18 protein-coding genes and 2 pseudogenes are annotated in these 23,363 nt (G+C 64.3%); 7 read left to right on the top strand and 13 right to left on the bottom strand.

What is annotated here, in order from left to right; genetic code table 11:
* Positions 1 to 53: 53 nt before the first annotated feature.
* Entirely contained in the window at positions 54 to 1,424 is a 1,371-nt protein-coding gene (locus tag ACVK00_RS32505) for an MFS transporter (RefSeq protein WP_228910834.1), read from the bottom strand.
* Positions 1,425 to 1,597: 173 nt separating this feature from the next.
* On the opposite strand from ACVK00_RS32505, the gene ACVK00_RS32500 reads away from it, so the two are divergent.
* Positions 1,598 to 2,023, top strand: coding sequence for a hypothetical protein (locus ACVK00_RS32500; protein WP_284901412.1), 426 nt, complete (start codon positions 1,598 to 1,600; stop codon positions 2,021 to 2,023).
* A 407-nt stretch (positions 2,024 to 2,430) separates the two neighbouring features.
* Here ACVK00_RS32500 and ACVK00_RS32495 read toward each other — a convergent pair.
* Positions 2,431 to 3,054: pseudogene (locus tag ACVK00_RS32495) on the bottom strand (IS3 family transposase); the annotation flags it as partial.
* Between the two features lie 5 nt (positions 3,055 to 3,059).
* Here ACVK00_RS32495 and ACVK00_RS32490 point away from each other — a divergent pair.
* A pseudogene (locus ACVK00_RS32490) lies at positions 3,060 to 3,326 on the top strand (DDE-type integrase/transposase/recombinase); the annotation flags it as partial.
* A 211-nt stretch (positions 3,327 to 3,537) separates the two neighbouring features.
* Here ACVK00_RS32490 and ACVK00_RS32485 read toward each other — a convergent pair.
* Together ACVK00_RS32485 and ACVK00_RS32480 are read right to left on the bottom strand one after the other, a co-directional pair.
* Positions 3,538 to 4,920, bottom strand: coding sequence for a spinster family MFS transporter (locus ACVK00_RS32485; RefSeq protein WP_284901414.1), 1,383 nt, complete (start codon positions 4,918 to 4,920; stop codon positions 3,538 to 3,540).
* Between the two features lie 547 nt (positions 4,921 to 5,467).
* Complete coding sequence (locus ACVK00_RS32480) at positions 5,468 to 7,024, bottom strand: MFS transporter (protein ID WP_284901416.1); 1,557 nt, start codon at positions 7,022 to 7,024, stop codon at positions 5,468 to 5,470.
* A 478-nt stretch (positions 7,025 to 7,502) separates the two neighbouring features.
* Between ACVK00_RS32480 and ACVK00_RS32475 the strand changes: the two genes are divergently transcribed.
* Entirely contained in the window at positions 7,503 to 8,366 is an 864-nt protein-coding gene (locus tag ACVK00_RS32475) for an SDR family NAD(P)-dependent oxidoreductase (RefSeq protein WP_284901417.1), read from the top strand.
* Between the two features lie 118 nt (positions 8,367 to 8,484).
* Here the strand turns inward: ACVK00_RS32475 and ACVK00_RS32470 are convergent, their stop codons facing one another.
* The 3 genes from ACVK00_RS32470 to ACVK00_RS32460 are packed head-to-tail and all read right to left on the bottom strand — an operon-like array spanning position 8,485 to position 12,531.
* Complete coding sequence (locus tag ACVK00_RS32470; RefSeq protein ID WP_284901419.1) at positions 8,485 to 10,119, bottom strand: GMC family oxidoreductase; 1,635 nt, start codon at positions 10,117 to 10,119, stop codon at positions 8,485 to 8,487.
* Between the two features lie 3 nt (positions 10,120 to 10,122).
* Positions 10,123 to 11,619, bottom strand: coding sequence for an aldehyde dehydrogenase family protein (locus ACVK00_RS32465; protein WP_284901421.1), 1,497 nt, complete (start codon positions 11,617 to 11,619; stop codon positions 10,123 to 10,125).
* Positions 11,620 to 11,637: 18 nt separating this feature from the next.
* Entirely contained in the window at positions 11,638 to 12,531 is an 894-nt protein-coding gene (locus ACVK00_RS32460) for an MBL fold metallo-hydrolase (protein WP_354123343.1), read from the bottom strand.
* A gap of 608 nt (positions 12,532 to 13,139) precedes the next feature.
* Between ACVK00_RS32460 and ACVK00_RS32455 the strand changes: the two genes are divergently transcribed.
* Positions 13,140 to 13,919 (top strand): enoyl-CoA hydratase/isomerase family protein, encoded by a 780-nt coding sequence (locus ACVK00_RS32455; protein WP_284901424.1) that lies wholly within the window; start codon positions 13,140 to 13,142, stop codon positions 13,917 to 13,919.
* A 33-nt stretch (positions 13,920 to 13,952) separates the two neighbouring features.
* Here ACVK00_RS32455 and ACVK00_RS32450 read toward each other — a convergent pair whose 3' ends face one another.
* The 6 genes from ACVK00_RS32450 to ACVK00_RS32425 all read right to left on the bottom strand — a co-directional run bounded on the left by ACVK00_RS32450 (position 13,953) and on the right by ACVK00_RS32425 (position 21,371).
* On the bottom strand, positions 13,953 to 14,936 hold the full coding sequence (locus ACVK00_RS32450; RefSeq protein WP_284901426.1) for a LysR family transcriptional regulator: 984 nt from the start codon (positions 14,934 to 14,936) through the stop codon (positions 13,953 to 13,955).
* A gap of 189 nt (positions 14,937 to 15,125) precedes the next feature.
* Positions 15,126 to 16,307, bottom strand: a complete 1,182-nt coding sequence (locus ACVK00_RS32445; RefSeq protein WP_284901428.1) for a CaiB/BaiF CoA transferase family protein — start codon at positions 16,305 to 16,307, stop codon at positions 15,126 to 15,128.
* Between the two features lie 148 nt (positions 16,308 to 16,455).
* Entirely contained in the window at positions 16,456 to 18,408 is a 1,953-nt protein-coding gene (locus ACVK00_RS32440) for an AMP-binding protein (protein WP_284901430.1), read from the bottom strand.
* A 15-nt stretch (positions 18,409 to 18,423) separates the two neighbouring features.
* Positions 18,424 to 19,629: an acetyl-CoA C-acetyltransferase gene (locus tag ACVK00_RS32435; protein WP_284901431.1), complete on the bottom strand. Its 1,206-nt coding sequence runs from the start codon at positions 19,627 to 19,629 to the stop codon at positions 18,424 to 18,426.
* A 92-nt stretch (positions 19,630 to 19,721) separates the two neighbouring features.
* Positions 19,722 to 20,471 carry an SDR family NAD(P)-dependent oxidoreductase gene (locus ACVK00_RS32430; protein WP_284901433.1) on the bottom strand — a complete coding sequence of 250 codons (750 nt, stop codon included), beginning with the start codon at positions 20,469 to 20,471 and terminating at the stop codon, positions 19,722 to 19,724.
* 24 nt (positions 20,472 to 20,495) lie between these two features.
* On the bottom strand, positions 20,496 to 21,371 hold the full coding sequence (locus tag ACVK00_RS32425) for a MaoC family dehydratase (protein ID WP_284901435.1): 876 nt from the start codon (positions 21,369 to 21,371) through the stop codon (positions 20,496 to 20,498).
* Between the two features lie 241 nt (positions 21,372 to 21,612).
* Between ACVK00_RS32425 and ACVK00_RS32420 the strand changes: the two genes are divergently transcribed.
* The 3 genes from ACVK00_RS32420 to ACVK00_RS32410 all read left to right on the top strand — a co-directional run.
* Positions 21,613 to 22,764: an acyl-CoA dehydrogenase family protein gene (locus ACVK00_RS32420; RefSeq protein ID WP_284901437.1), complete on the top strand. Its 1,152-nt coding sequence runs from the start codon at positions 21,613 to 21,615 to the stop codon at positions 22,762 to 22,764.
* 20 nt (positions 22,765 to 22,784) lie between these two features.
* Positions 22,785 to 22,988: a hypothetical protein gene (locus ACVK00_RS32415; RefSeq protein WP_354123342.1), complete on the top strand. Its 204-nt coding sequence runs from the start codon at positions 22,785 to 22,787 to the stop codon at positions 22,986 to 22,988.
* 163 nt (positions 22,989 to 23,151) lie between these two features.
* A partial coding sequence (locus ACVK00_RS32410; protein WP_456826980.1) for a biotin carboxylase N-terminal domain-containing protein occupies positions 23,152 to 23,363 on the top strand: 212 nt, incomplete at its 3' end.

The raw sequence follows: 23,363 nt of genomic DNA, 5'->3' as shown, positions 1-23,363 counted from the left end.
CGCCATGGGATCGCGGCCGCCATCGTCATCGCGTGCCTGAACCGCCGAATTTGTCAAGTCACCGGCGGCGCGTGCCCATGATCCCCCACCGCCTGGGCGTCGTCGTATTCCCGCGAAATATCCTTGTTTGTATAGTCCCCGAGCTTCGATGCGGCGACCACGCTCAGCACCGCACACACCAGCACGTACACCGCGATCGCATACCCCGAGTGGTAGTAGGCAAACAGCGCCGTTGCGATCAGCGGTGCCGGGCCACCGGCAATGACGGAAGCGAGCTGATAACCCATCGACGCGCCGCTATACCGCAACCGCCCTGTGAATGACTCGGCAATCAATGCAGCCTGCGGTCCATACATCATCGAATGCGGAACCAACGACAATACGATGGCCACGAAGATCCACACCGGATTCCGGCTATCGACCATCGCGAAGTAGACGAATCCGAACACGCCGGCGGCAGCCGCACCGATCATGTACATCCTCCGCCGCCCGATCAGATCCGACACGTGCCCGAACAGCGGAATGGTGAAGAACTCGACCACGGATGCGACCAGCACCGCCGCCAGCAGCAGTTCGCGCGTGACGCCCAGCGCCGTGATCCCGTAAGTGAACACGAACGCCGTATAGATATAGAACGGCGCCTGCTCGGCCATCCGCGAAAACGCCGACAGCACGATATCCCTCGGCTGCTTGCGCAGCACTTCGAGCATCGGGGTCTTCTCGATCCGACGCTCGGCCAGCAGCTTCGCGAAGATCGGCGTCTCGAGAATATTCAGCCGGATATAGAGCCCGATCGCGACCAGCACGATGCTGAGGAAAAACGGCACGCGCCAGCCCCACGCGAGGAAAGCGCTGCCGGAAAACCAGCTCATGGCCAGCACGGCAAGGTTGGCGAGGAACAATCCCGCAGGCACGCCGAATTGCGGCCACGACGCGACGAAACCGCGATGCGTATTGGTGCGCGCCCACTCCATCGACATCAGGACCGAGCCGCCCCATTCGCCGCCCACGCCGACGCCCTGGATGAAGCGCAGTACCGTGAGGATAACGGCGCCCCAGATGCCGATCGCGGCATAGGTCGGAACAAAGGCCACGGCGAACGTGGCGAGCCCCATCAGCAACAAGGTCACGATCAGGGTGGCCTTGCGTCCGATGCGATCGCCGTAATGGCCGAAGATCGCCGCGCCGACCGGCCGTGCGACAAAGCCGACGGCATAGATCAGGAACGCCTGCAGCGTGCCGACGAGTGGATGGGATTGCGGGAAATACAGCTTTGCGAAGACCAGGCCGGTGACCGTGCTGTAGAGGAAGAAGTCATACCATTCGATCGTGGTGCCAATCGTGCTGGCGATGACGGCGCGGTGCAACTGGCGCCGGGCTTCCTCGTCGGAGAGGGGCGTGGCCGCGGATTGCATGGCAGCCATTTTGATATCCCCCGGAAAAGGGCGATAGAGAAATAAACCATACGCCCCGCGACAGGTTCCGGCAAGCGCGAGCTGCGGATGTCTGCCACAGCATCCGGGTCATTTAGTCAACCATCCTTATATATCATAATATGATATTGAATTGACATTCGCCGCGGTAACGATGGGTTGGCGTGATATTCGAACTCAACGCGCGCAAATGCCGAACTCGAATTTCGCGGAACGTGCGACGAGAGCACCTGATGCCGTTACGGGTCGCGCTGCGCGACCGTCGGCGCACGATATCGAACCGGCTAATCCGCATGCGCAACACGATGCTCGGGCTGCTCGTTACGCCGATCGCGGCCGCGAAAGGTGTCCTGCCAGAGCCGGCTTCACCGGACGCAAAAAGCAAACCTGGCGACGTGACGGCGAACTTGCCGCTTCGTCAGTTCCAGCCGTTCCGCCGCACGCCATGGCTTGAGGTTGTCGTCGGCTACGTCCTGAATGACCTTGAATCGGTCCAGCTAGTGCATCGTCATCGTGATCCGTTCCGTTGCAGCCATCGCAGCCTCCGGCGCTGGATTGCCCGCGGCCGACAAGTGGTCAATCGTAGGTGACGATGGTTAGAGACGGGCCATCATAGGTTGCATTCGCTGGATTCCGAGCAGAGTCGCACCAATGTGTTATGTGGCCAATGAACCGGATCACCGCCACAGGAGAGGGCCGTGGGCCCATGCAGAGGACGGCTTCGCATCGCGGGTTGCGCGGTCAATGGATACCGATATCCAGTGGGGGCTTTTGAGCATGAAGTGTGCTTACAATGCAGCGGAAGAAAGTAATTCGGACGGGCGGCATGAAAGCGCGTGAGCAATCTTCAGCAAATTCAGCAGAGTGACGTTCCGTTCGCCTCGTCCGATTTTTGAGCCGCTTGGATTTCTTGGACAGTGCCGAGCGTTAGTGTTCGGTCTTTTTGATCCGCTTGGGGTTTCCGGGCCAAATCTAGAGCGAGTTTTCCGGCGTTTTGATCCGCCAACGATTCGAACCAGTGCAGGTTCAGGCATTCGTCCCTGAACGAGCCGTTGAATGTCTCGATGAAGCTATTGTCGGTGGGCTTGCCTGGTCGGCTGAAGTCGATCTGCACCTTGTAGTGGTAGGCCCACATGTCCAGTAGACGACCCGAGAATTCGCTGCCGTTATCGGCAAACAGAAATCGCGGCGCATGGCGTTGCGCTACCGATCGATTCAGCACTGACACGACATCCTCGGCATGCAAGCGCTTGCCCACTTCGATGGCCAGTGCGTCGCGACTAAAGATGTCCACGACCGTCAGGGCTCGCAGGCGGGTGCCGTCGGCCAACTGGCCCGCTACAAAGTCCAGTCTCCAGACTTCATTGGGGCGAACAGGCACGCAACGCTCGCGGCGCGACACCACCATCTTGCTGCGCTTGGGCAGCTTCGAGCGCAACTGAAGCTGCTCTTCGGCGTAGAGCCGATAGACCCGATTTCGGTTCACACGCCAACCTTCACGCTTGAGCAGCGCGTGCACGCGCCGGTAGCCGTATCGAACTCGCGTCTGCGCGATCTCGCGCATGCGCTGACGCAGCGCCGTCTGCGGATCCTTGACGCTGCGATAGTAGCCGCAGCATCGTGGGCGTGATGCGCGAGGAAGGCACGGCAATTGGCCGCTTCAAGGTAAGTCGCTTGATGGAAGAACTGAGATTGATTTGCAAGCAGCCAGGCAGCCATGCGCACAAGCAGGCGACGGTAGAACGGATCGATATCCCGAACCATCTCAACCGTCAGTTTGAGGTTGCTGCGCCGAATCAGGTCTGGTTTGGCGACATCACTTACGTCTGGGCGCAAGGCCGTTGGCATTATCTGGCGGCGATGGTCGATCTGGTCACACGGCGAGTTGTTGGTGGCGGAAGAAGAACTTAACTCAGTGTCCGCGGTTGGTTGACCACTACAGGGGAACTCAAACAAAATGAAGGGGCCGATAGTAAGGACTATCTACCCCTTCAGCGGGGACAGTCGCGGGGCAATGAGGTGCTTCACGTTCGCAATAGTAACGTTGCGCTTGAACCTCGGGACGTCGAGACGCCAGCCGCCGCCTGACGAACTTCGCGCAACATCAATCAGCGTGCGCGCCACGCTCCTCTGCAAGCAATTTGCGGTAGTGCGGTAGCGCAGTGAACAGAAGCCATGCGGCCAATGCTGCCGCAATCGCGCAGACGATTCCGATGGAATTGCCAACCATCTTCGGATTACCGAACACGCGATCCGTGACGAGTGCAATCAACGTCGGCCCGAGTCCGAAGCCGATCAATTGGGCGAAGAACGAGTAGAGTGCCCCGACCATGCCCCGCATGCGACTGGGTGCGACGAGTTGCAGTGCAGCGGCCATGCAGGCAGTCGGCAGCGTGAAGAAAAAGACGGTGCCTGCGGCCGCGGCCAGTGCACCGTTTGCGCCGGGCGCAAACGGAATGCTCGCACAGCAGAGCAGCATCGGAATCATCGCAAACGAGGCAGTTCGCAGGGAGGCATCCTCGTAGCCACGCTTCTCGAACTGGCGAACGACCCATGGGCCGACCAGCGCGCCGACGATGCCGGAGCAGACCACCAGCGCGCCAAAGCGGAATCCGACGAGCGCTGCCGGCATACCGTGTGAACGGATCAGATACGTCGGCAGCCACGCGGGCATGCCGAGCACGACGATCGCGAGCATGCCGACGCCGAGCAGGATGCGCGCATAGAATCCGCGCCGCTCCCAAAGAAATGCGAATGACTCGCGGGTCGAGTATTGACGTTCATCCTTTCCGCCACTGGAGACCTTGCTGCGCACCGGTTCGCGAACCGTCAACAATACCAGCAACGCGAACAGAATACCCGGCAGCCCGATCAGTACAAATGCGAGCTGCCAGGTCTCGAACTGAGCGAGCATCGGGAACTGCTCGCGAACGTTGCGAGCGAATGAGATGACGAGGCCGCCGGCGACAAGCGAGAGTCCACCGCCGAGCATCGGGCCCAGGATGAAGATGCTCATCGCGCGCGGCATCCGCTTCGCCGAAAAGCAATCGGCGATCATCGAAAGTGCGATCGGAAACACGCAGGCTTCGCTGGCGCCAACGCCGACGCGCGCGAGAAACAACCCCTGAAACGTCGTGGCCTTTCCGCACAGGGCGGTAAAGACGCACCACAGACAGATGCCGGCCAGCAGGATGTTGCGCCGGTTGGTCACGTCGACGAGCCGGCCGAAAAGCGGCGACGCGATCAGATAGGCGGAAATGAACGCGAGGCCCTGGACGAGACTGAGCTGGGTGTCGGAGATGGCAAGCGAATGCCGGATCGGGTCGACGAGCAGATTGAGGAGCTGGCGGTCGATGTACGCAAGCGAGTACGCCAGCGTGAGAATGACCAAGACGTACCATGACCGGAGGCTGTCATGCCCGGTCTGGGCCGAGGTGTGTCCCGCTAGTGCATCGCTTAGGTTTCCGACGGGCGGGGATTCATTCATGGCATTCCTCATCATTTCTCCAATTCGACCATTGAGTTGCAGTGAAATCTTTTCGGTGATTACGAAAGACACGACAGGCGAAGTGATGGCATCGCGTCGATCGAGTGCATCGGGTGCTCATCGCCACATCGATCGGAACTGCTGCGACGACGTCTGCGAGTGCTTTTATCAAACTATTGTTAGGTAGTTTGTCGAGATCGAAAGTGATGTGCCATGGGTGTTATCCATTAAGCGCGACTTGCATGATCCGTACGTGGCGCGTGCGTGCGGGTTTGACCGGATGGAGTCGTCGTCATTTTCGAATCGATCTATCATTCGTTAGATAAATGGATCGTCCGGATGACAGGCGGAGCGACGGCGACAGCGCTGCGTCCGTCCGCTGGCCGGGAAGGTATTTCGAAGTACGGAATGACGACCGAGAAACGACGTTGTACAGTCGGCCTGCACGATCGAGTGCTGATCGGCGCCGATCTGTCGATCCGTATGCCGAGGAAAACTGCTCCATTCGCACCCGATGCGGTGTATGGATGTCGCGATTCCGGACGCTTCAGTCGATCTGCTTCTGCCAGACTGCGAAGAGGCAGCCAGCCGTCGCGACTCCCGCAATGAACCAGAACCCGTCGAGGGTGCTGAGGAATGCCGCCTGTCGCGTAATCGTGTTGCTGATTTCGGCGAGCGCGAGTTCCCTTGAATTGTCGACCGTGCGGCCGAGGCTCACGAAAGCGCGGGTGAGGATGTCGAAGGTATTTTGAAACTGCGGGTTGTACACGTTGACGGACTCGGTAAGCCGTGTCTCGTGCAGCGCGCGCCGGTGTTGATCGAGGATGATCATCGTCGCGGTCGAGAACGAGAAGGTCAACTGCTTGACGATGTTCTTCAGACGATAGCCGTTGTGATACTCGTCGATAGAAAAGATCCGGAACGTGATGCCGGCGTTTGGCAAAGCGATGAGCAGCAGTAGCAGGCCGCGAAGGACAAGCGGAACGGCGAGCCATGCCATGCTGACATCGGGCGGCATGTTGGCCATCCCCGCGCTGATTGCGACGGCGAGCATGAGACCCGGGACAATCAGCCATTTCTTGCGCGCGATGCGCGCCGAATAGCGAAAATAGATGACTGCGCCCGCCAATGAGGCGAGTGACGTGTATCCGACCAGTGTCCCGGCATTCTCGATCGGGTACGCGAGCCCACCTTCCAGGAATCGCGACACGAGATAGCCGAGCGCATTGCTGACATAGTAGTAGCAGACATAGAGCGCGATGCCGGTCTGGTAGGTACGCTCGCGCAACGCGTGCAGACGTATCAGCGGCTTCGGGTGGTGCCATTGATGCCAGCCGAACCAGCCGAGGCAGAGCAGCGCGATTGCGGTGAGCAGCATCAGTTCCGGGCTCGCGGTATAAAGTTCGAACCGTACTTGCTGCATCGAGATTTGAAGCGCCCCTTGTGCGAAGGCGAACACGAGGTAGGGCCACAGATGCGCATCGCCGCGTTCTTCGGGCACGACCTTGCCCGCCGGCGGCAACGCGAACATGGCGAGCGACGCAGAGGCAGCGCCGGCGAACGCCGTACAGGCGAACAGCGCTCGCCAGCCGAAATCCGCGACCAGGTATCCGCCGACGAGCGGCGCGAGCGCACTGCCGAGCAGGATCATCAACAGGAACAGCCGGGTGCCGCTTGCGCGCCGCTGCGCGGGGAAACCCACCTGCAGCAGAATCCGGCATGCAGACATCATCGGGCCGATGAAGTAACCCTGGAATCCGCGGGCGAATGCCAATTCAAGCGACGATTCACTGAGGATCGCCATCGTCGATCCGGCGGCGAACAAGAGCAGCGAACCCGAGATATAGCGTCGATAGCCGATCCGCTCGACCCACCATTGCTGCTGCAGAATGCCGGCGACCGACGCGGCCGCGTAGGCGCTTGACGCCCACACGAGTTCGTCCGGCGATGCGTTGATGCCGCCTGCGATACGGGTAATGAAGAACGAAAACGACGAACTGTCGAAATAGTCGAGCCCGGTGGCAATAGCGATGGCCCAGGGAAACAGCAGGTCGCGCAGCGGGTGACCCTTACCGGCTGATCGCAGGGATGCAGGCGCGCTCAAGCGGATTCTCTCCGTTCGACGTTCCGGATTGTGAGCAGTGGCGGATTTAAAGATGACATGACGCCGGACGATGCAGTAACCTAACAAGTGATAGGTTACTACAACGGCTCCGTTTCTGTCTCTGCTGACGTATCGAGATCATTGCCGATCGATCGAGCCAACGTGCGTAGCGGCGCGTGTCCGACCGATCCGGCGAGTGCATTGTCAATTGCGACTGAACACTGAGTTTGAATTCGAGAGATACGGGAAAGTGCACCCATTGGCTAGGATAAGCGTCGCTGAGTGGAAAACATACTTTCCGAATCGTTCGGCAGCCGGATCCATCGCCGGAGCCGGTCGGCATTGCGTCGGCCAGTGCCCTACCGTTTTTCATGGCGCACCAGCCACTCGCCGATACGTCAACGCCATCGAGAAAAGTCGTTCCAGTATTGACTTACACCGTAGCAATCCTCAATAAACCTTTACGAAAGAGATCACGATGTCAAAAGTCTGGCTGATTACGGGTAGTGCCGGCGGTTTGGGCCGCACCATTGCCGATGCCGTGCTCGCTGCGGGCCATCGGCTGGTTGCAACCGCACGAAACGTCGAGCCGCTTGGCGATCTGGTCGACCGGTATGGCGCGCAGGTCCGCACCTTCCGACTGGATGTAACCGACGAGGCGCAAGGCAAGGCCGCCGTACAAACGGCGGTCGATGCGTTCGGTCGGCTCGACGTGCTTGTCAACAATGCCGGCTATGGCGACCTGCGCCCGTTCGAGCAAACGCCGTCGGAGGATTTTCGCCGCGTCGTGGAAACCTGCCTGTTTGGTGTGGTGAACATGACGCGCGCCGCGCTCCCGGTTATGCGTGCGCAACGCAGCGGACACGTGATCCAGATTTCGTCGATCGGTGGACGGATCGGGTTCCCGGGCAGTGCTTCGTACCACGCGGCGAAGTGGGCGGTGAGCGGATTTACGGAGTCGGTCGCGCAAGAGACGGCACCGTTCGGCGTCGAGATCACGGCGCTTGAACCGGGCGGGATGCGGACCGGGTTTGGTACCGTTGCGGCGCCGGAACGAGATGAAGCGTGGCCGGACTACGAGCCTTCCGTGGGCCAGTTCCTGGGTTTCCTGCGATCGGTCTGGGGAAACGAATCCGGCGATCCGGCCCGGGTGGCACAGGTCGTATTGAAAGTTGCGGAGGCCCGGAGACTGCCGGCGCACATCATTCTCGGCAATGATGCGATTGAAGCGGGACGCAACGCCGACCGCGTGCGTGCCGAAGCGGCCATCCAGTGGGAAGCCATCAGCCGATCAATCGATTTCAGCGCTGCCGGACCGGTACCGGCGGTGCCGGTGAAGTAGCGACTCGGATGTCGAGCGCTCAGCGGTGGCGGGGCAACCGCCTGTCGGCTTTCGTATTCCGTATTGCCGCCCACCCATCCGCATCCGGGAAGATGGGCGGCATCCGCCGGACGCGCGCCTAGACTATCGTCTTCGCGTCCTGGATCAGCATGTCAGCGGCCTTCTCGCCAATCATGATGGTGGCCGCATTGGTCGCGCCCGAGATCGGCGACGGCATGATCGACGCGTCGGCCACACGCAGGCCCTGCACGCCGCGAACACGCAGTCGCGCATCTACCACGGCCATTGGATCGCTGTCCGGCCCCATGCGCGCGGTGCCGTTGTGATGATAAACGGTACCGCCGCGCTGGCGTGCGAACGCGAGGATCTCGTCGTCGGTGCGGACGTCCTTGCCGGGGAACATTTCGTCGACGTAGTACGGTGCGAACGGCCGGGCCTGCAGCACGGCGCGCGCCATCTTTACCACCGCCACCATGGCGCGCTGGTCCGACTCGTTGGTCAGGTAGTTGGGCTGCACCTCGGGCAGTTCGTCGATGTTGGCGGAGCGCGCCTTGACCCAACCCCGACTGTCGGGGCGCTGCTTGTGGCCACCGAGCGTCATACCCGGATAATGATCCAGCAGGCCGGGCAGTCCCTCCTGATAGCTGCCCGGCGTGAACGAAACCTGCAGGTCGGGCCGCGACAACGCAGGTTCGGAGCGGAAGAAAAAACGCATCGGCACGGGGCCCATGCTCAGGATGCTGGGCCGTCCGAGGAAGTACTTTGCGATCTCCCTGACCAGCGGCAAGCCGCGCCCGCGCTCGTTGATGGTGGCGACCTCCTTGACCTTGACGGCCACGCGCAGGTTGAAGTGATCGACCAGGTTGGCGCCGACACCGGGAAGGTCGACCCGCGTCTGCACGCCGATCGCACGTAGATGCGCGCTGTCGCCGATGCCCGAGATTTGCAGAAGGCGAGGCGTGTTCAGCGCGCCTGCCGCCACGATGACCTCGCGATTGGCGCGCACTTCGTGCTCGGGTGCGCCGGCGCCGCCCGCCCGGTAACGCACGCCCGTGGCGCGGCGACCGTCCAGCAGCACGCGGGTGGCGGGGCTGCCGGTCCGCAGCGTCACGCGGCCGTTCTTGATGGCCGGATGCAGGTAGGCCCTGGCGGCGCTTCTGCGTCGCGGCGCACGGCCGCGCGTGTCAATCATGAAATGCCACGGGCCGACACCATCCTGAGCTTCGGCGTTGGAGTCGGCGACATAGGGGTAGCCCAGGCTCTCGACTGCTTCGATGAACAGATTGCACAACGGGGCGGGCATGATCGGGTCGGTAATGATCAGCGGCCCGCTGCGGCCACGATAGCGATCATCGCCGGGCCCGATCCGCGTTTCCGCCTTCTTGAAGAACGGCAGGACGTCGTCGTAACTCCACCCCGGATTGCCCAGTGCGGCCCAGTCGTCGAAATCGGCGTGCTGACCGCGGTTGTAGACCATCCCGTTGATCGAACCCGAGCCGCCCACGACCTTGCCCTGCGTCAATTCGATGGTGCGTCCATCCGTGCCTGCGATCGGGCCGCTGCGGAAGCGCCACACCAGCTTGTCGTTGAACAGGTTCTTGATGTACCCGGCCGGAATGTGAATGAAGGGATTGGTATCGGGCGGGCCGGCTTCGAGCACGCACACGGTATGGCCTGCTTCTGCCAGGCGCGCGGCCACCACGCTGCCACCGCTACCCGCGCCGACGACGACATAGTCAAAGGTTTCGGTCATGGCTCAGGCATCCAGATTGAAGTTGATGGTCTTCAGTTCGGTGAACGCCTCGATCGTCGACCAGCCGCCTTCACGCCCCACGCCCGAGCGCTTGATGCCACCGAAAGGCGCATTCGGAATGCTGGCGAAGCCGTTGACACCAATCGAGCCGCTCTTCACCGCGCGCGCCACGCGGAAGGCGCGGCTCACGTCCGTGGTGTAGACGCAGCCCGCGAGGCCGTACTCGCTGTCGTTGGCGATGCGCACGGCCTCCTCCTCGGTGTCGAACGGAATCACCGACAGCACGGGGCCGAAGATCTCTTCCTGGGCGATCTTCATGTCGTTGCGTACGTCGGCGAAGAGCGCGGGCTCGACCCAGTTGCCGTTGCCGAATTCGCCACCGGGCATGCCGCCGCCGGCCAGAAGCTTCGCGCCTTGCTGCCGGCCGCTTTCGACGTAGTCGAGGACGCGCGCCTGGTGACGCCGGGAGATCATCGGCGCCGACGTGGTGGCGGCATCGAACGGATCGCCGAACCGTACCTTCCCGAGTTGTGCCTGAGCGTGCTGGAGGAACTCGTCCATGATCGAGCGATGCACGACCGCGCGTGACGGCGTGGTGCAGACCTGTCCCGACAAAAAGGTCGAACACAGCCCCATCAGCGCCTGCGCGGTGGCCTGGACGCTGCGCGTGTCGGGAAAGACCAGCGCCGCGCTCTTGCCGCCCAACTCCAGCGACAGGCGCTTCATGGTCGGCGCGCTGGCGACCGTGATTTTTTCGCCTACCAGCGGGCTGCCGGTGAAGGTCACCTTGTCGACGCCGGCGTGCGAGGTGAGAGCGGTGCCGGTTTCGATGCCGCCGGTAACGAGGTTGAACACGCCGGGCGGCAAGTCGCTCTCGGCCAGGATCTGCGCCAACCTGCTCACGGCCAGGTTGGTGAGCTCCGACGGCTTGACGATCACGGTACAGCCGCAGGCCAGCGCCGGTGCCACTTTCATCGCGAACGTCATCACCGGGCCGTTGTACGGCAGCACGGCCGCAACCACGCCGATCGGGTCGCGAAAGGTCATGTACTGCATGTTCGACGCACCGGAGAAGATCGGGAGCGTCTCGCCGTTGATCTTGTCGATCCACCCCAGGAAGTGATCGAAGATGTCGGCGGCCGCCTTGGCGGACACGCGGGAGTTTCGGCTGAAGGTGTACGGAATGCCGTTGTCGAGCGTTTGCAGCCGGGCGATCTCTTCCTCTGCCGCGTACAGGCGATCGACAATGGGCTGCAACAGGCGCTTGCGGTCCTGCGCGCGCATGCGCGGCCAGGGGCCATCGTCGAATGCCTTGCGCGCCGCGGCCACCGCCAGATCCACGCCGCGCGGGCCCGCGTCGGCGAAGCTGGTCATGACTTCGTTGGTATTGGGGTTGAACTGATCGAAACGCGCATCGGGCCAGTCCAGCCATTGGCCATCGATGAAAAGACGCCCGGGGCGGACGTTCAACCGGTCGAGTGTGGGGACGAGACTGAGCATGGATTCGAAAAATAAGGGTTACTTGTGCACGCCGGTGAACACGTAGTCGCCTTCCGGATCACGGGTAATCAACCCGAACGACGGCGAACAGAAATGCGTGCAGGCGAATAGCGTTGCGCTGCCGTCGAGGCGCGACAGCAACGCGTGTCGCGTGGCCGACGACTGGGCGTTGTCGTAGTCGAATATCTGCGCCATATCCGGCCTGGCAACCTGGACCGGGTGGTGCATGGCGTCGCCGGCGATGATGAAGGTCTCGGTGCCGGCGTCGATCTCGATCGCGATGTGGCCGATGGTGTGCCCCGGTGTGGAGAACACCGTGATCCCGTCACCGAGGTCGGTGTCGCGATTGATGAAGTTCGCGAGGCCCGCCTCGACGACTGGCTTGACGGACTCCTGGAACGACAGGTCCTGCGCGTTATACATCGCGTCGTTCGGGTTGCCTTGTTGCGCGAACTCGAACTCCTGCTTGCCGAGGTGGTATTTCGCATTGGGGAAAGTCGGCAGCCACCGGCCGTCCTGCTTGTAGGTGTTCCAGCCCACGTGATCGAAATGCAGGTGCGTGCACAGCACATCGGTGACCGCGTGACGGTCGATGCCTGCCTGCTCGAGCGTGGCCAGGAATTCGAGCTGCAGATCGGCGAACGCATCGAAGCCGGCCGTGTTCTTGTCGTTTCCAACGCAGGTATCCACCACCAGCGTGCGTGCGCCCGTCCTGACGATAAAGCACTGGCTGACGGCACGCATGCCGTAGTCGTCGTCCACGTAGGGAGGCTTCATCCACGGAATGGTCTTCAACACGTCGGGCGTGGCGTCGGGCAGCAGGGTCTCCAGAATCCGGCTGATGTCCATTTCGACGATCTGCACGACTTCCGCATGGCCGATCCGCGAGCGAATGGTATGCAGTAACGGCATGGTGTGTCTCCCTCGAGATTGTTTGATGGGCGGCTTTGCCGAAGCGCGTCCTTGCGGATCGAGCGCCGGCCGCGTTCGAGAAGCGTGTTGTACTCGTCCGGACATGGATATTCGATTGCATCACGGCGGACATCGATGCCGATCCGTTTCCTGCACATTGTTTCGTACTTCGGAAGGGGCGGCCATGATGCGCGCGCCGGCGATGCCGGTGACAGTGCGATGCGCGGGGCCGGGTCGCGCGCGATTGGCATGCGCGATTTCCGGGCACGCGACGCTGGGCAAGCGGCTCAGGTCGCGGCACTTGTCGTTACCGGCGCCACGTGTATTTCCAACATTCGGAACAACTCGCGTGTCGCATTGCGAAGACCGACGACACGCGCCTTTAATGAGGGCAGGGGCCGGAGTGCCAGCACACCGCAAGCAGGTGCCGGTCGACCCAGACGGCGAGGAGACAGCATGCACAACGAAGCAGCGTCCGGCATGGCACCGGACGAGACCCGAACGGCGCCGGATCGCGCGTGCCGGGAGCAGGGCGTTGCCGATGCCGCGATCGCGACGGGCGCCGGCGTGGGTCGGTGCGCGCCGGAAAGCAAGCACGGTGACGGCTCATGACGCAATCGCTCCTGATCGACGATTCGCTGCCCGGCGTTCGCGTCGTCACGCTGAATCGCCCCGAGCGGATGAATGCGCTCGACGGCCCGACGCTTGCTGCATTGAACGACGCCGTGCGGACGGCCGCGGATCCCGCGCTCGAGATTCGCGTGATCGTGATTCGCGGCAGCGGACGCGCATTCTGCGCCGGCAATGATCTGAAATGGCTTGCGAGCGGCGTGCTCTCTGATCCTGCGGCGCACATGCGGCACCAGGACCTGATGCAGGACACGTTCTCGTCGATGGAGGGCGCGCGTCAAATCACGATCGCGTCGGTCAACGGCCATGCGGTGGCCGGCGGCTTCGAACTGGCGCTGGCATGCGACATCTTGATCGCCGACGAGAGCGCGGAACTCGGTGACGGGCATCTGCAGCGCAACCTGCTGCCGAGCGGCGGCGGCTCGCAGCGGTTGCCGCGCAAGATCGGGCTCGCCCGTGCGATGTACTACCTCGTCACCGGGCGGCGCATGACGGGGCGCGACGCCGAACGGATGGGGCTGGCGTCGCAGGCGGTGAGCGGCGATGACCTCGACACGGCGACGATGCAGCTTGCCAGCGAGATCGCGCGAATCGATGCCGATGCGCTGGCGGCCATGAAGCTCTTGGCCCGCCGGGCGATGGAGATACCGCTGAACGACGGGCTGGCGATGGAGAGGTGGATGCAGTATCGCTACCGCACCGAATCACCGACGCTGGTCGCATCAGTGCACGAATTCGCGCAGCGCGGGAAGCGTTGAGTAGGGTCGGTCAGCGGCACGAATCGCGGCCGCTCACGCACGTCGAGTCGACGGCTTGCGGCGCTTCGGTGTGGCGGGGGCGGCCGAGCGCTTTGCCGCGTCAGCGGCAAGGTGTTCTCGTTTCTCGACCAGGAAATCCATCAGCGCGCGCACCTTCGCGGGCATCTGTTCGCGCGAGGGCGTGTAGAGGTAGTAGCCGGGAAACGGCTTGCACCACGCTTCAAGTACGCGCACCAGCGTGCCGGCGGCCAGATGCTCACGCAACGCGATGTCCTGGTGCTGAATCAGGCCGATGCCCTGCAGCCCCGCGCGAATCATGCCGTCGTCGTCATTCGTGACCACGCTGCCTTGCGGTTCCACCTCGAATGCGTGGCCTTCGATTTCGGTCGACGTGAATTCCCAACGATAGATCGCACCGCTCGTCGTGTGGCGATAGCACAGGCAGTTGTGCCCGATCAGGTCGGCGGGCGTCGCCGGCTTGCCGTGGCGAGCGAAATAGTCCGGCGAGCCGACCACCGCCATTTCGAGCATCGGTGTGATCGGCACCGCGACCATGTGTTCCGCAAGGCTTTCGCCAAGGCGGATACCCGCATCGTATCCGTCGGCGATGATGTTCGACAGTCCGTCGTCCATCACGAGTTCGACCCGCAGCAGCGGGTAACGCGCCATGAATTCGCCCAGGTGCGGCTCGATCAGCTTCCTCGCAGCAATCCGGGACGTATTGACGCGCAGCAAACCCGACGGCTCGTTCCGTACTTCGTGCAGGCTGCGGATCGCCCGTTCGATCGAGCCGAACGCCGGCCGCAGCGTGTCGTACAGGCGTTGCCCGTCCTCGGTCAGCGACATGTCGCGCGTCGTCCGGTACAGGAGCTTCACGTTCAATTGCCGCTCGAGCGCCTTCAGGTTCTGCGACAGCGCCGCGCGCGACACACCCATCTCGGCCGCTGCCTTCGTGAAGCTGAGATGGTGCGCGATATGCACGAACCATGCGAGGGAAGGGAGCTGGGACGGGTCCATGATTCGATTGTCAAGTATGTCTTACGACGATAGCGCAGATTGTACTTGGCGAATATCCATATCGTTGCGGCGTCCGCGATGCCACGACGCCGGCCGGGACGATCGAAGGGGGGCGCACCGTCAACGGGACCCGGCACCCGTGGTCGCGGCCAGGGATGCCACGGGTCACGACGGTGTGCTCCGGTCAGGTCACACGATCTTCCGCGCCCTCAGATCGGCGACGGTCCGCGCATCGAGACCAATCCCCGCCAGGATTTCATCCGTGTGCTCACCGGTCAGCGGTGGTCGCGTATGGATTTCCGGTGGCGTGCGCGACAGCGTCACCGGCGTCGCGAAGATCGGTACCTGCTTCGGCGCGCCGGGATAGTCCATCCAGCGGATCACATCGGCGGCCTTGACGGTCTCGTCTTCCAGCACCTGACGCGGCGAGTTGACCGGGCTGGCCGGGATACGCGCCTTTTCGAGTTCGGCCAGCACGTCGGCCAGCGTCTTGTCCGCGCACCATGCGCTCATGATATCGCTCAGGAACTCGCCGTGCTCGCCGCGCAGCGTATCGTCGGCGAAGCGCGGATCGTCGAGCAGTTCCGGCCGGCCCACGAGTTGCGTCCAGCGCTTGAACATCGGGCGGCCGATGACCTGCGTGATGAACCAGCCGTCGGTGGCCTTGAAGATGTCCGACGGCGCATAGCCGGAGGCTCGATTCAACGTAGCTTGACGATCGAGACCGAGCAACGCTTCCTCGATCAGCGCGCCGCTGGCCATGTTCAGGCCCGTGCACAGCAGCGATGCGCTGACTTCCTGGCCCATGCCGCTGCGCTGACGTTCGTAGAGCGCCAGCATCACGCCGAGCGCGCAGGAGAACGCGGTCGCGAAGTCGACCACCGGCACCATTGCCTTCTGCGGCCGGTCGGGCGTGCCCGCGATGTGCACGGCGCCGCTCAGCGCCTGGCCCACGCCGTCGAAGCCCACGCGGTCGCGCACCGCCTCGCTGTTGCCGAACGCATTGGATGCGACCAGGATCACGTCGGGCTTGATCGCGCACAGGCTGGCGTAGTCGAGGCCGAGGCTCTTGAGCGTGCGCGGCGGCATGTTGGCGATCACCACGTCGGCATCGGCGACGAGCTTGCGCACGATCTCGCGCCCCTCCGGGCTGTCGAGATCGAGCGTCATCGAGCGCTTGTTGCGGTTGACCTGCAGGAACAGCGCGCCTTCGCCGTGTTCGGTGACGGGCACGATGAAGCGATCCTCGCCGCCGCCGACGCGGTCGATGCGGATGACGTCGGCGCCGTAGTCGGCGAGCAGCGCCGAGCAGAACGGCCCGGCGATGAAGCGGCCGAAATCGAGGACCTTGATGCCTTCGAGTACTTTCATGTTTCGTTTACGGTTAAGTCGGCCGCCTGGTCGATCTGGGATCGGCCAGGCGGCCATGCCGGTTGCGCTTCATGCGAGCGCATGCATCGCATGGCTCGATCCGGCCCGAGCGCGGCCAGGGCGGGCCCGGGGCCGGACGTTGCGCGGGTCAGCAGACGGTCGAGGCCGCGCGCACTTCGTCGAGCGCGGCGGGATTGTCCAGCGACGACAGGTCGCCCGGCGGCTGCCCGCAGTACACGCTGCGGATCACGCGCCGCATGATCTTCGAGCTGCGCGTCTTCGGCAGTTGCGCGACCACGTGCACGTGGCCAGGCCGGAACGGGCGGCCCAGCCGCTTGTCGACGTGACCGGAAACGAGGGTTTCCAGTTCGGCGGCCGCGACAGCCGTGCCGGGCTTGGGCACGACGAAGACCACCAGTTTCTGGCCCTTGTCGGCATCCGCCACGCCGATCGCGGCCGCTTCGGCCACGTCATGCAGCTCCAGCACGACTTCCTCGACCTCGGCCGGCCCCAGTCGCTTCCCGGCGACCTTCAGCGTGTCGTCGGAGCGGCCCATCATGAAGTAGTTGCCGTCGGGCGTGCGTAGCGCCAGGTCGCCATGCACCCAGATCCCCGGAATGGTCTGCCAGTAGGTTTCCAGGTAGCGCTCGTCGTCGCGCCAGAACGAGTGCGTCATGCCGACGAACGGCGCGCGGATCGCCAGCTCGCCGACTTCGCCGGTCACGCTCTGGCCGTCTGCGTTCACGACGTCGGCGGCCACGCCCGGCGACACGGTGTTGAAGCCGCTCGGCGGAATCGGCCGGATCGGCACGCTCGCGAGCAGCGCGCCCGATGCCTCGGTGCCGCCCGTGTAGTTGATGACGGGCGCCGTGCCGTCGCCGAAGCGTTGCAGGAACCAGTTGAAATGCTCGGGCGCGATGCCTTCGCCGGCCGTGATCAGCAGCCGCACCGTCGAGCGGTCGCCCGCGAGCGCCAGTGCCTCGTGGCTCGCCATCCCGCGGATCAGCGTGGGGGCCGAGCCGAAGTGCGTGACGCGATGACGTTCGACCACGCGCGACATGCGCGACCAGTCGGGGTAGTCGGGCGCGCCGTCGTAGCACACCAGCGTCGCGCCCCGCAGCAGCGCGCAGCCGAGCACCAGCGTGCCTGCGATCCAGCCCATGTCGGCCGGCCAGCAATAGACGTCGCCAGGATGTACGTCGAAGTGGATCAGCGAGTCGTGTGCGATCTTGATCGGGAAGCTGCCGTGCGTATGCACGACGCCCTTGGGCTTGCCCGTGGTGCCCGACGTATAGATCACCATGAACGGCGTGTCGGGCGTGACCGACACGGCGGCGCTGCGTTGTTCCGGTGCAGCGGCCGCGGTCTCCTGCCAGTCGAGGTCGCGCGCGTCCTGCGCGGTGTCGCCTTCGCCGCGCTTCCAGATCACGTGTTCGAGCAGCGGCAACTGGCGCCACGCGTCGCGCAGCGCGCCTTGCACGTCCACGCGCTTGGTGCGGCGCGAGAAGCCGGTGGACGCGATCACCATGCGCGCTTCGGCGGCGGAGAGGCGGGCCACGATCGCATCGACGCCGAAGCCGCTGAACAGCGGCACGACCAGTGCGCCGAGGTGCACGATCGCCAGCAGCGAGATGGTGGCTTCGACGCCGTTTTCCATCAGCAGGCCGATGCGGTCGCCCTGCTTGACGCCGCGACGCGCGAGCCCCGCAGCGAAATCCTGCACACGCTGCTCCAGTTCCGCGAAAGTCAGCGTGTTGACGCCGCCGTCCTCGCGTTCGGCCACCACGGCCTTTTGCTGCGCTGTGGCGGGATGCCGTGCCCACGCGTAGATCGTGTTGACCCAGTTGAGCTTGCCGCCGGGGAACCAGCTCGGAAACTGCGGGCCGCGCGACAGGTCGACATAGCCGGTCGGCGGCACGTCCCACGCGATCGCGCATTCGCACATCACGGTGTGCCAGTAGCGCTCGGGCTCGGCGATCGATACGCGCATCAGTTCGTCATACGACGGCACGTCCAGCGCGCGCATCAGCTTCACGATGCCGGCGTTCTGCAGCTCGCGCTGGCCCGGTTGCCAGGTCTGGCCGGATTCAGGGTGGCTCATGGTTGGTCTCCTGCCTTATGCGCGTTCGACGATCATCGCGATGCCCTGGCCGCCGCCGATGCACATCGTTTCCAGGCCGTAGCGTGCCTGGCGACGCTGCATTTCGTGCAGCAGCGTCGTCATGATGCGCCCGCCCGTCGCGCCCACCGGGTGGCCCAGCGAAATGCCCGAGCCGTTCACGTTGAGCTTGTCTTCCAGCGCCGCCATCGAGCTGCCCCAGCCCTTCACGCAGGCCAGCGCCTGGCACGCGAACGCTTCGTTCAGCTCGATCAGGTCCATCTGGTCGAACGTGAGGCCGGTGCGCGCCAGCACCTTCTGTACGGCCGGCACGGGGCCGATGCCCATGCGCGCCGGGTCGCAGCCGGCGGCCGCCCAGCCGACCAGCCAGCCGATCGGCGTGAGGCCCAGCTCGTCGAGCTTGTCCTCGGCGACGATCAGGCACGCGGCCGCCGCGTCGTTCTGCTGGCATGCGTTGCCGGCCGTGACGACGCCGTCCTTCATGATCGTGCGCAGCTTCGCGAGGCTTTCCGGCGTGGTGTCGCCGCGCACCCCTTCGTCCTGCCTGACGATCAGCGCATCGCCCTTGCGCTGCGGCACGGCGACGGGGACGATCTCCGCGTCGAAATACCCGGCCTGCTGCGCGGCGGCGGCACGCTGGTGGCTGCGGGCGGCGAAGCGGTCGGACGCTTCGCGCGTGATGTCGTATTCGCGCGCCAGCGTCTCGGCGGTTTCGATCATGCCGCTGATGCGGCCGAAGCGGCTTTCCGGCTGCGAGCGCTCGCGGCCGCGATCGAGGCGGTCGTGCATCGTGACCGAGCCCGCGCGCTTGCCCCAGCGCATGTCGGTCGTATAGAACTCGACGTTGCTCATGCTTTCGACGCCGCCGGCCATCACCACGTCGGCCGCGCCGGTCTGCACCATCATCGCCGCGGTGGCCAGCGCCTGCACGCCGCCGCCGCAGCGGCGGTCGAGCTGCATCCCGGCCACTTCGATCGGGAAGCCGGCCTGCAGCGCGACCCAGCGCCCGGTGCACGGCGTCTCGCCGCTCGCGTAGCTTTGCGCGAACACGACGTCGTCGATGCGCGCGGGGTCGAGCCCGGTGCGCTCCACGACCGCACGCGCGACGGTGGCGCCGAGTTCCTCGACGGGAACGCCCTTCAACGTTCCGCCGAATGCGCCCACCGGAGTCCGCAGCGGGGCGACGATGGCTGCTCGTTTCATTTGAATTGCCTCTTGAATGTCATGAATGTTCCGCCGCCATCGCGCGTCTGTCACGCGCTGGCCGCTATTGTCCGTGGTCTGCCGTCGCGCGATCAGCCGTAGCGTCCGCCGGTAACGTGCAGCACCTCGCCGCTGATGAAGCCGGCGCGTTCGCTGGCCAGGAACGCCACCGCGTCGGCGATGTCGTCCGGGCGGCCGACGCGCTTGATCGGCTGGGCCGCCACCGCGCGCTCCTTGATCGTTTCGTAGGTCGGCAGCGCCTGCACCATTTCCGTTTCCATGAAGCCGGGCGCTACGCAGTTCGCGGTGATGCCGTAGCGGCCTTCTTCCATCGACAGCGCCTTGGCCATGCCGATCAGGCCGGCCTTCGCGGCCGAGTAGTTGGCCTGCGTCGGATTGCCCAGGTGCGCGCGCGAGCTGATGTTGATCAGGCGGCCCCAACATTGCTCGATGAAGTGCGGCATGACGGCCCGCGCGGCCAGGAACGCGCCCTTGAGCATCACGTTCATCACGAAATCCCAGTCGTCCGCGCTCATCTTCACCAGGTACTTGTCGCGCGGCGCGCCGGCGTTGTTCACCAGGATGTGCACGCCGCCGAAATGCGCGACGGTTTCATCGACGAGGCGCTGTACGTCGGCTTCCTTGGTGATGTCGCCCACGATGCAGTGCGCGGCCAGCCCTTCGTCCTGCAGCGCCTTCGCGGTGGCCTGCGCCAGTTCCGCGTTGATGTCGGTGATGACGACGCTCGCGCCTTCCTGCGCGAGCCGGCGCGCTGTGGCGGCGCCCAGGCCGCGTGCCGAGCCGGTGACGATGGCAACTTTGCCGGTCAAACCCAGATCCATGTGTGTCTCCTGAAGAATTGCGATTCAGCGCAGGTCGACCCGCGCGTTGGTCAATACCACCACGTTGCGCTCCACGGCCGTGACGCGCAGTGAAACCGTCTTGTCGCGCACCCACATCTCGGTGCGCAGCGTGTCGCCGGGCCACGCCGGCGCGGTGAAGCGCACGCGCATGCCCGCGAAGCGCGTGTTGTCGTAGTCGAGCACCGTGCGCAGCACCGCATGTGCGGCCACGCCCATCAGCGCCATGCCGTGCAGGATCGGGCGCGGAAAACCGGCCGCCGATGCCACCGCGGGATCGGCATGCAACGGATTCAGGTCGCCGCTCAGGCGATAGATCAGCGCCAGCTGCGCGGGCGTGGTCAGTTCGCACACGTGGTCGGGCGCGCCGTCGGGCATCGTGTGCGGCATCGGCAGCGCGTCGGTGCTGCCGCCGTCGCCGAAACCGCCGTCGCCGCGCAACAGGCTCAGTTGCACCACGGTCGCAAGCAGGCGGCCGGTGTCGGCATCGGCGATGTCGCGCGTCTGCTGCAGGAACGCGCCCTTGTTTTCCCCCTTGTCCCACAGGCCGGTGATGCGCGTCGTGCCCGTGACGCGGCCGCTCGCGGGTAGCGGCGCGTGAATCCGGATTTCCTGTTCGGCGTGCAGGATCTTTTGCCAGGTGATGCCCGTGTCCGGTTCGCGTGCCCAGAACCCGGGGTAGGCGAGCACGTTCGCCATCGTCGGCAGCGCGCGCAGCGACTCGCCTTCGTTGCCTTCGTAGACGTAGCGCAATTGCCCGGCGTCGAGCGGATCGGCGCCGAGCCCGAGGCCGAGCGCGTAGAGCTGGGTATCGCGCAGCGAGTACGCGTGCTCGATGGGCGGAAAGCGGCGGGACAGCAGGTGATCGGGCTGGAGCGGCATGGCGAATGGAGTGGCGATTGATTCGAGTCCCTACGATGGAACCGCGCCGATCGCCGGTCAACGCATCGATCGAGTTTGTTCCGTACCTTGGTAGATGACCGGCCGGCCGGATCGCCGGCTCCAGTCCCCGCTTAGCCGGCGTGATTTCAATCTACGGAACGTTTTCGTCGACGTGATTGTTTCGTGTCGGCAGTCGGCGCAGCATTTCGACGTTTTCTTCACCTTTTTCAGGCGTACCGACATGATTCGCGATCAAGAAACGCTCAACGGCCTGCTCGACTCCATTGCCCGCTTCGTGCGCGAGCGTCTCGTACCCAACGAGGAGCAGGTAGCCGAAACCGATGAAATACCCGAGGACATCGTCGCCGACATGAAGGCGATGGGCCTGTTCGGCCTCACCATTCCCGAGCGCTTCGGCGGGCTGGAACTGACGATGGAGGAAGAGGTGCTCGCGGTGTTCGAGCTGTGCCAGGCATCGCCGGTGTTTCGCTCGCTGCTGGGCACGACCGTGGGCATCGGGTCGCAGGGCATCCTGTTCGACGGCACGCCCGAGCAGCAGGAGCGCTACCTGCCGCGCCTCGCGACCGGCGAGCTGATCGCGTCGTTCGCGCTGACCGAGCCGGAGTCCGGCTCCGACGCGGCGTCGTTGCGCACCACGGCCATCCGGGACGGCGACGACTACGTGGTCAACGGCACCAAGCGCTTCATCACGAATGCGCCGCATGCCGGCATCTTCACGCTGATGGCGCGCACCAATCCGGAGGACAAGGGCTCGGGCGGCATCTCGGCGTTCATCGTCGACGCGAAGACGCCGGGCATCAGCTTCGGCAAGCGCGACAAGAAAATGGGGCAGAAGGGCGCGCATACCTGCGACGTGATCTTCGACAACGTGCGCGTGCCGGCGGCCAACCTGATCGGCGGGAAAGAGGGCCAGGGCTTCAAGACGGCGATGAAGGTGCTCGACAAGGGGCGCATCCACATCGCCGCGGTCTGTGTGGCCGTGGCCGAGCGCATGCTGTCGATGGCGTTGACGTATGCGATGGAGCGCAAGCAGTTCGGCAAGCCCATCGCCGATTTTCAGCTCGTGCAGGCGATGCTCGCCGACAGCAAGGCCGAAATCTATGCGGCGCGCTGCATGGTGGTGGACGCCGCGCGCCGGCGCGACGCGAAGTTGCCGGTGAGCACCGAGGCGTCGTGCGCGAAGCTGTTCGCATCCGAGATGTGCGGGCGCGTGGCCGATCGTGCCGTGCAGATTTTCGGCGGTGCGGGGTACATGGCCGAATACGGCATCGAGCGCTTCTATCGCGACGTGCGCCTGTTCCGCATCTACGAAGGCACGACCCAGATCCAGCAACTGGTGATCGCCCGCAACATGATCCGCGACGCGCAATGATGCGCCGGGGGACTGATGCGATGAGCGACATTGGAACGGGCACCGGTGCGCGGCGCTGCGGTGCCTCCGTCGCACCGGACGACCCTGTGGCACATGACAGGCACGCGCCGGCGACATCGGGTGCGAACAGCACGCGGCGCGTCGACGTGAACTGGGCATGGGCGACCGGCAGTGCTCACTACGACTGGATGGATCACGCGCCGCTCTTCGATCATCGCGACTGATCCGCATCGGGCCCGCTTCGGGTCCTTTATTCGCCGCGTCTTTCGCCGCACAGCGGCCGCGCGCCGGCTCGCGACCAGTCGGCTGGATACCATTCGCCGGCGCGATGCCGATTGCGGCCGCCGGAAAGTGTGACAACAATGCAGGTGGCCGCAAGCGGGCCCGATGCAAAGCGAACGCCGGCGCGCTCCGCGCACCGACCGGCAACTTGATCTGGCGGCGGATGGATCGCGTCGACGGGTTTCATTCAACCTTCAACGATTCATGGCTGCCGTGACTTCAACCCCCATCCAGTCCATCCTGATCGCGAACCGTTCGGAAATCTCGATCCGCGTGATGCGTGCCGCCGCCGAGCTGAACATCCGCACGGTCGCGAT

This window comes from Burkholderia sp. PvR073 (assembly GCF_054055695.1).
This window is presented reverse-complemented; position numbering and strand designations above follow the sequence as displayed.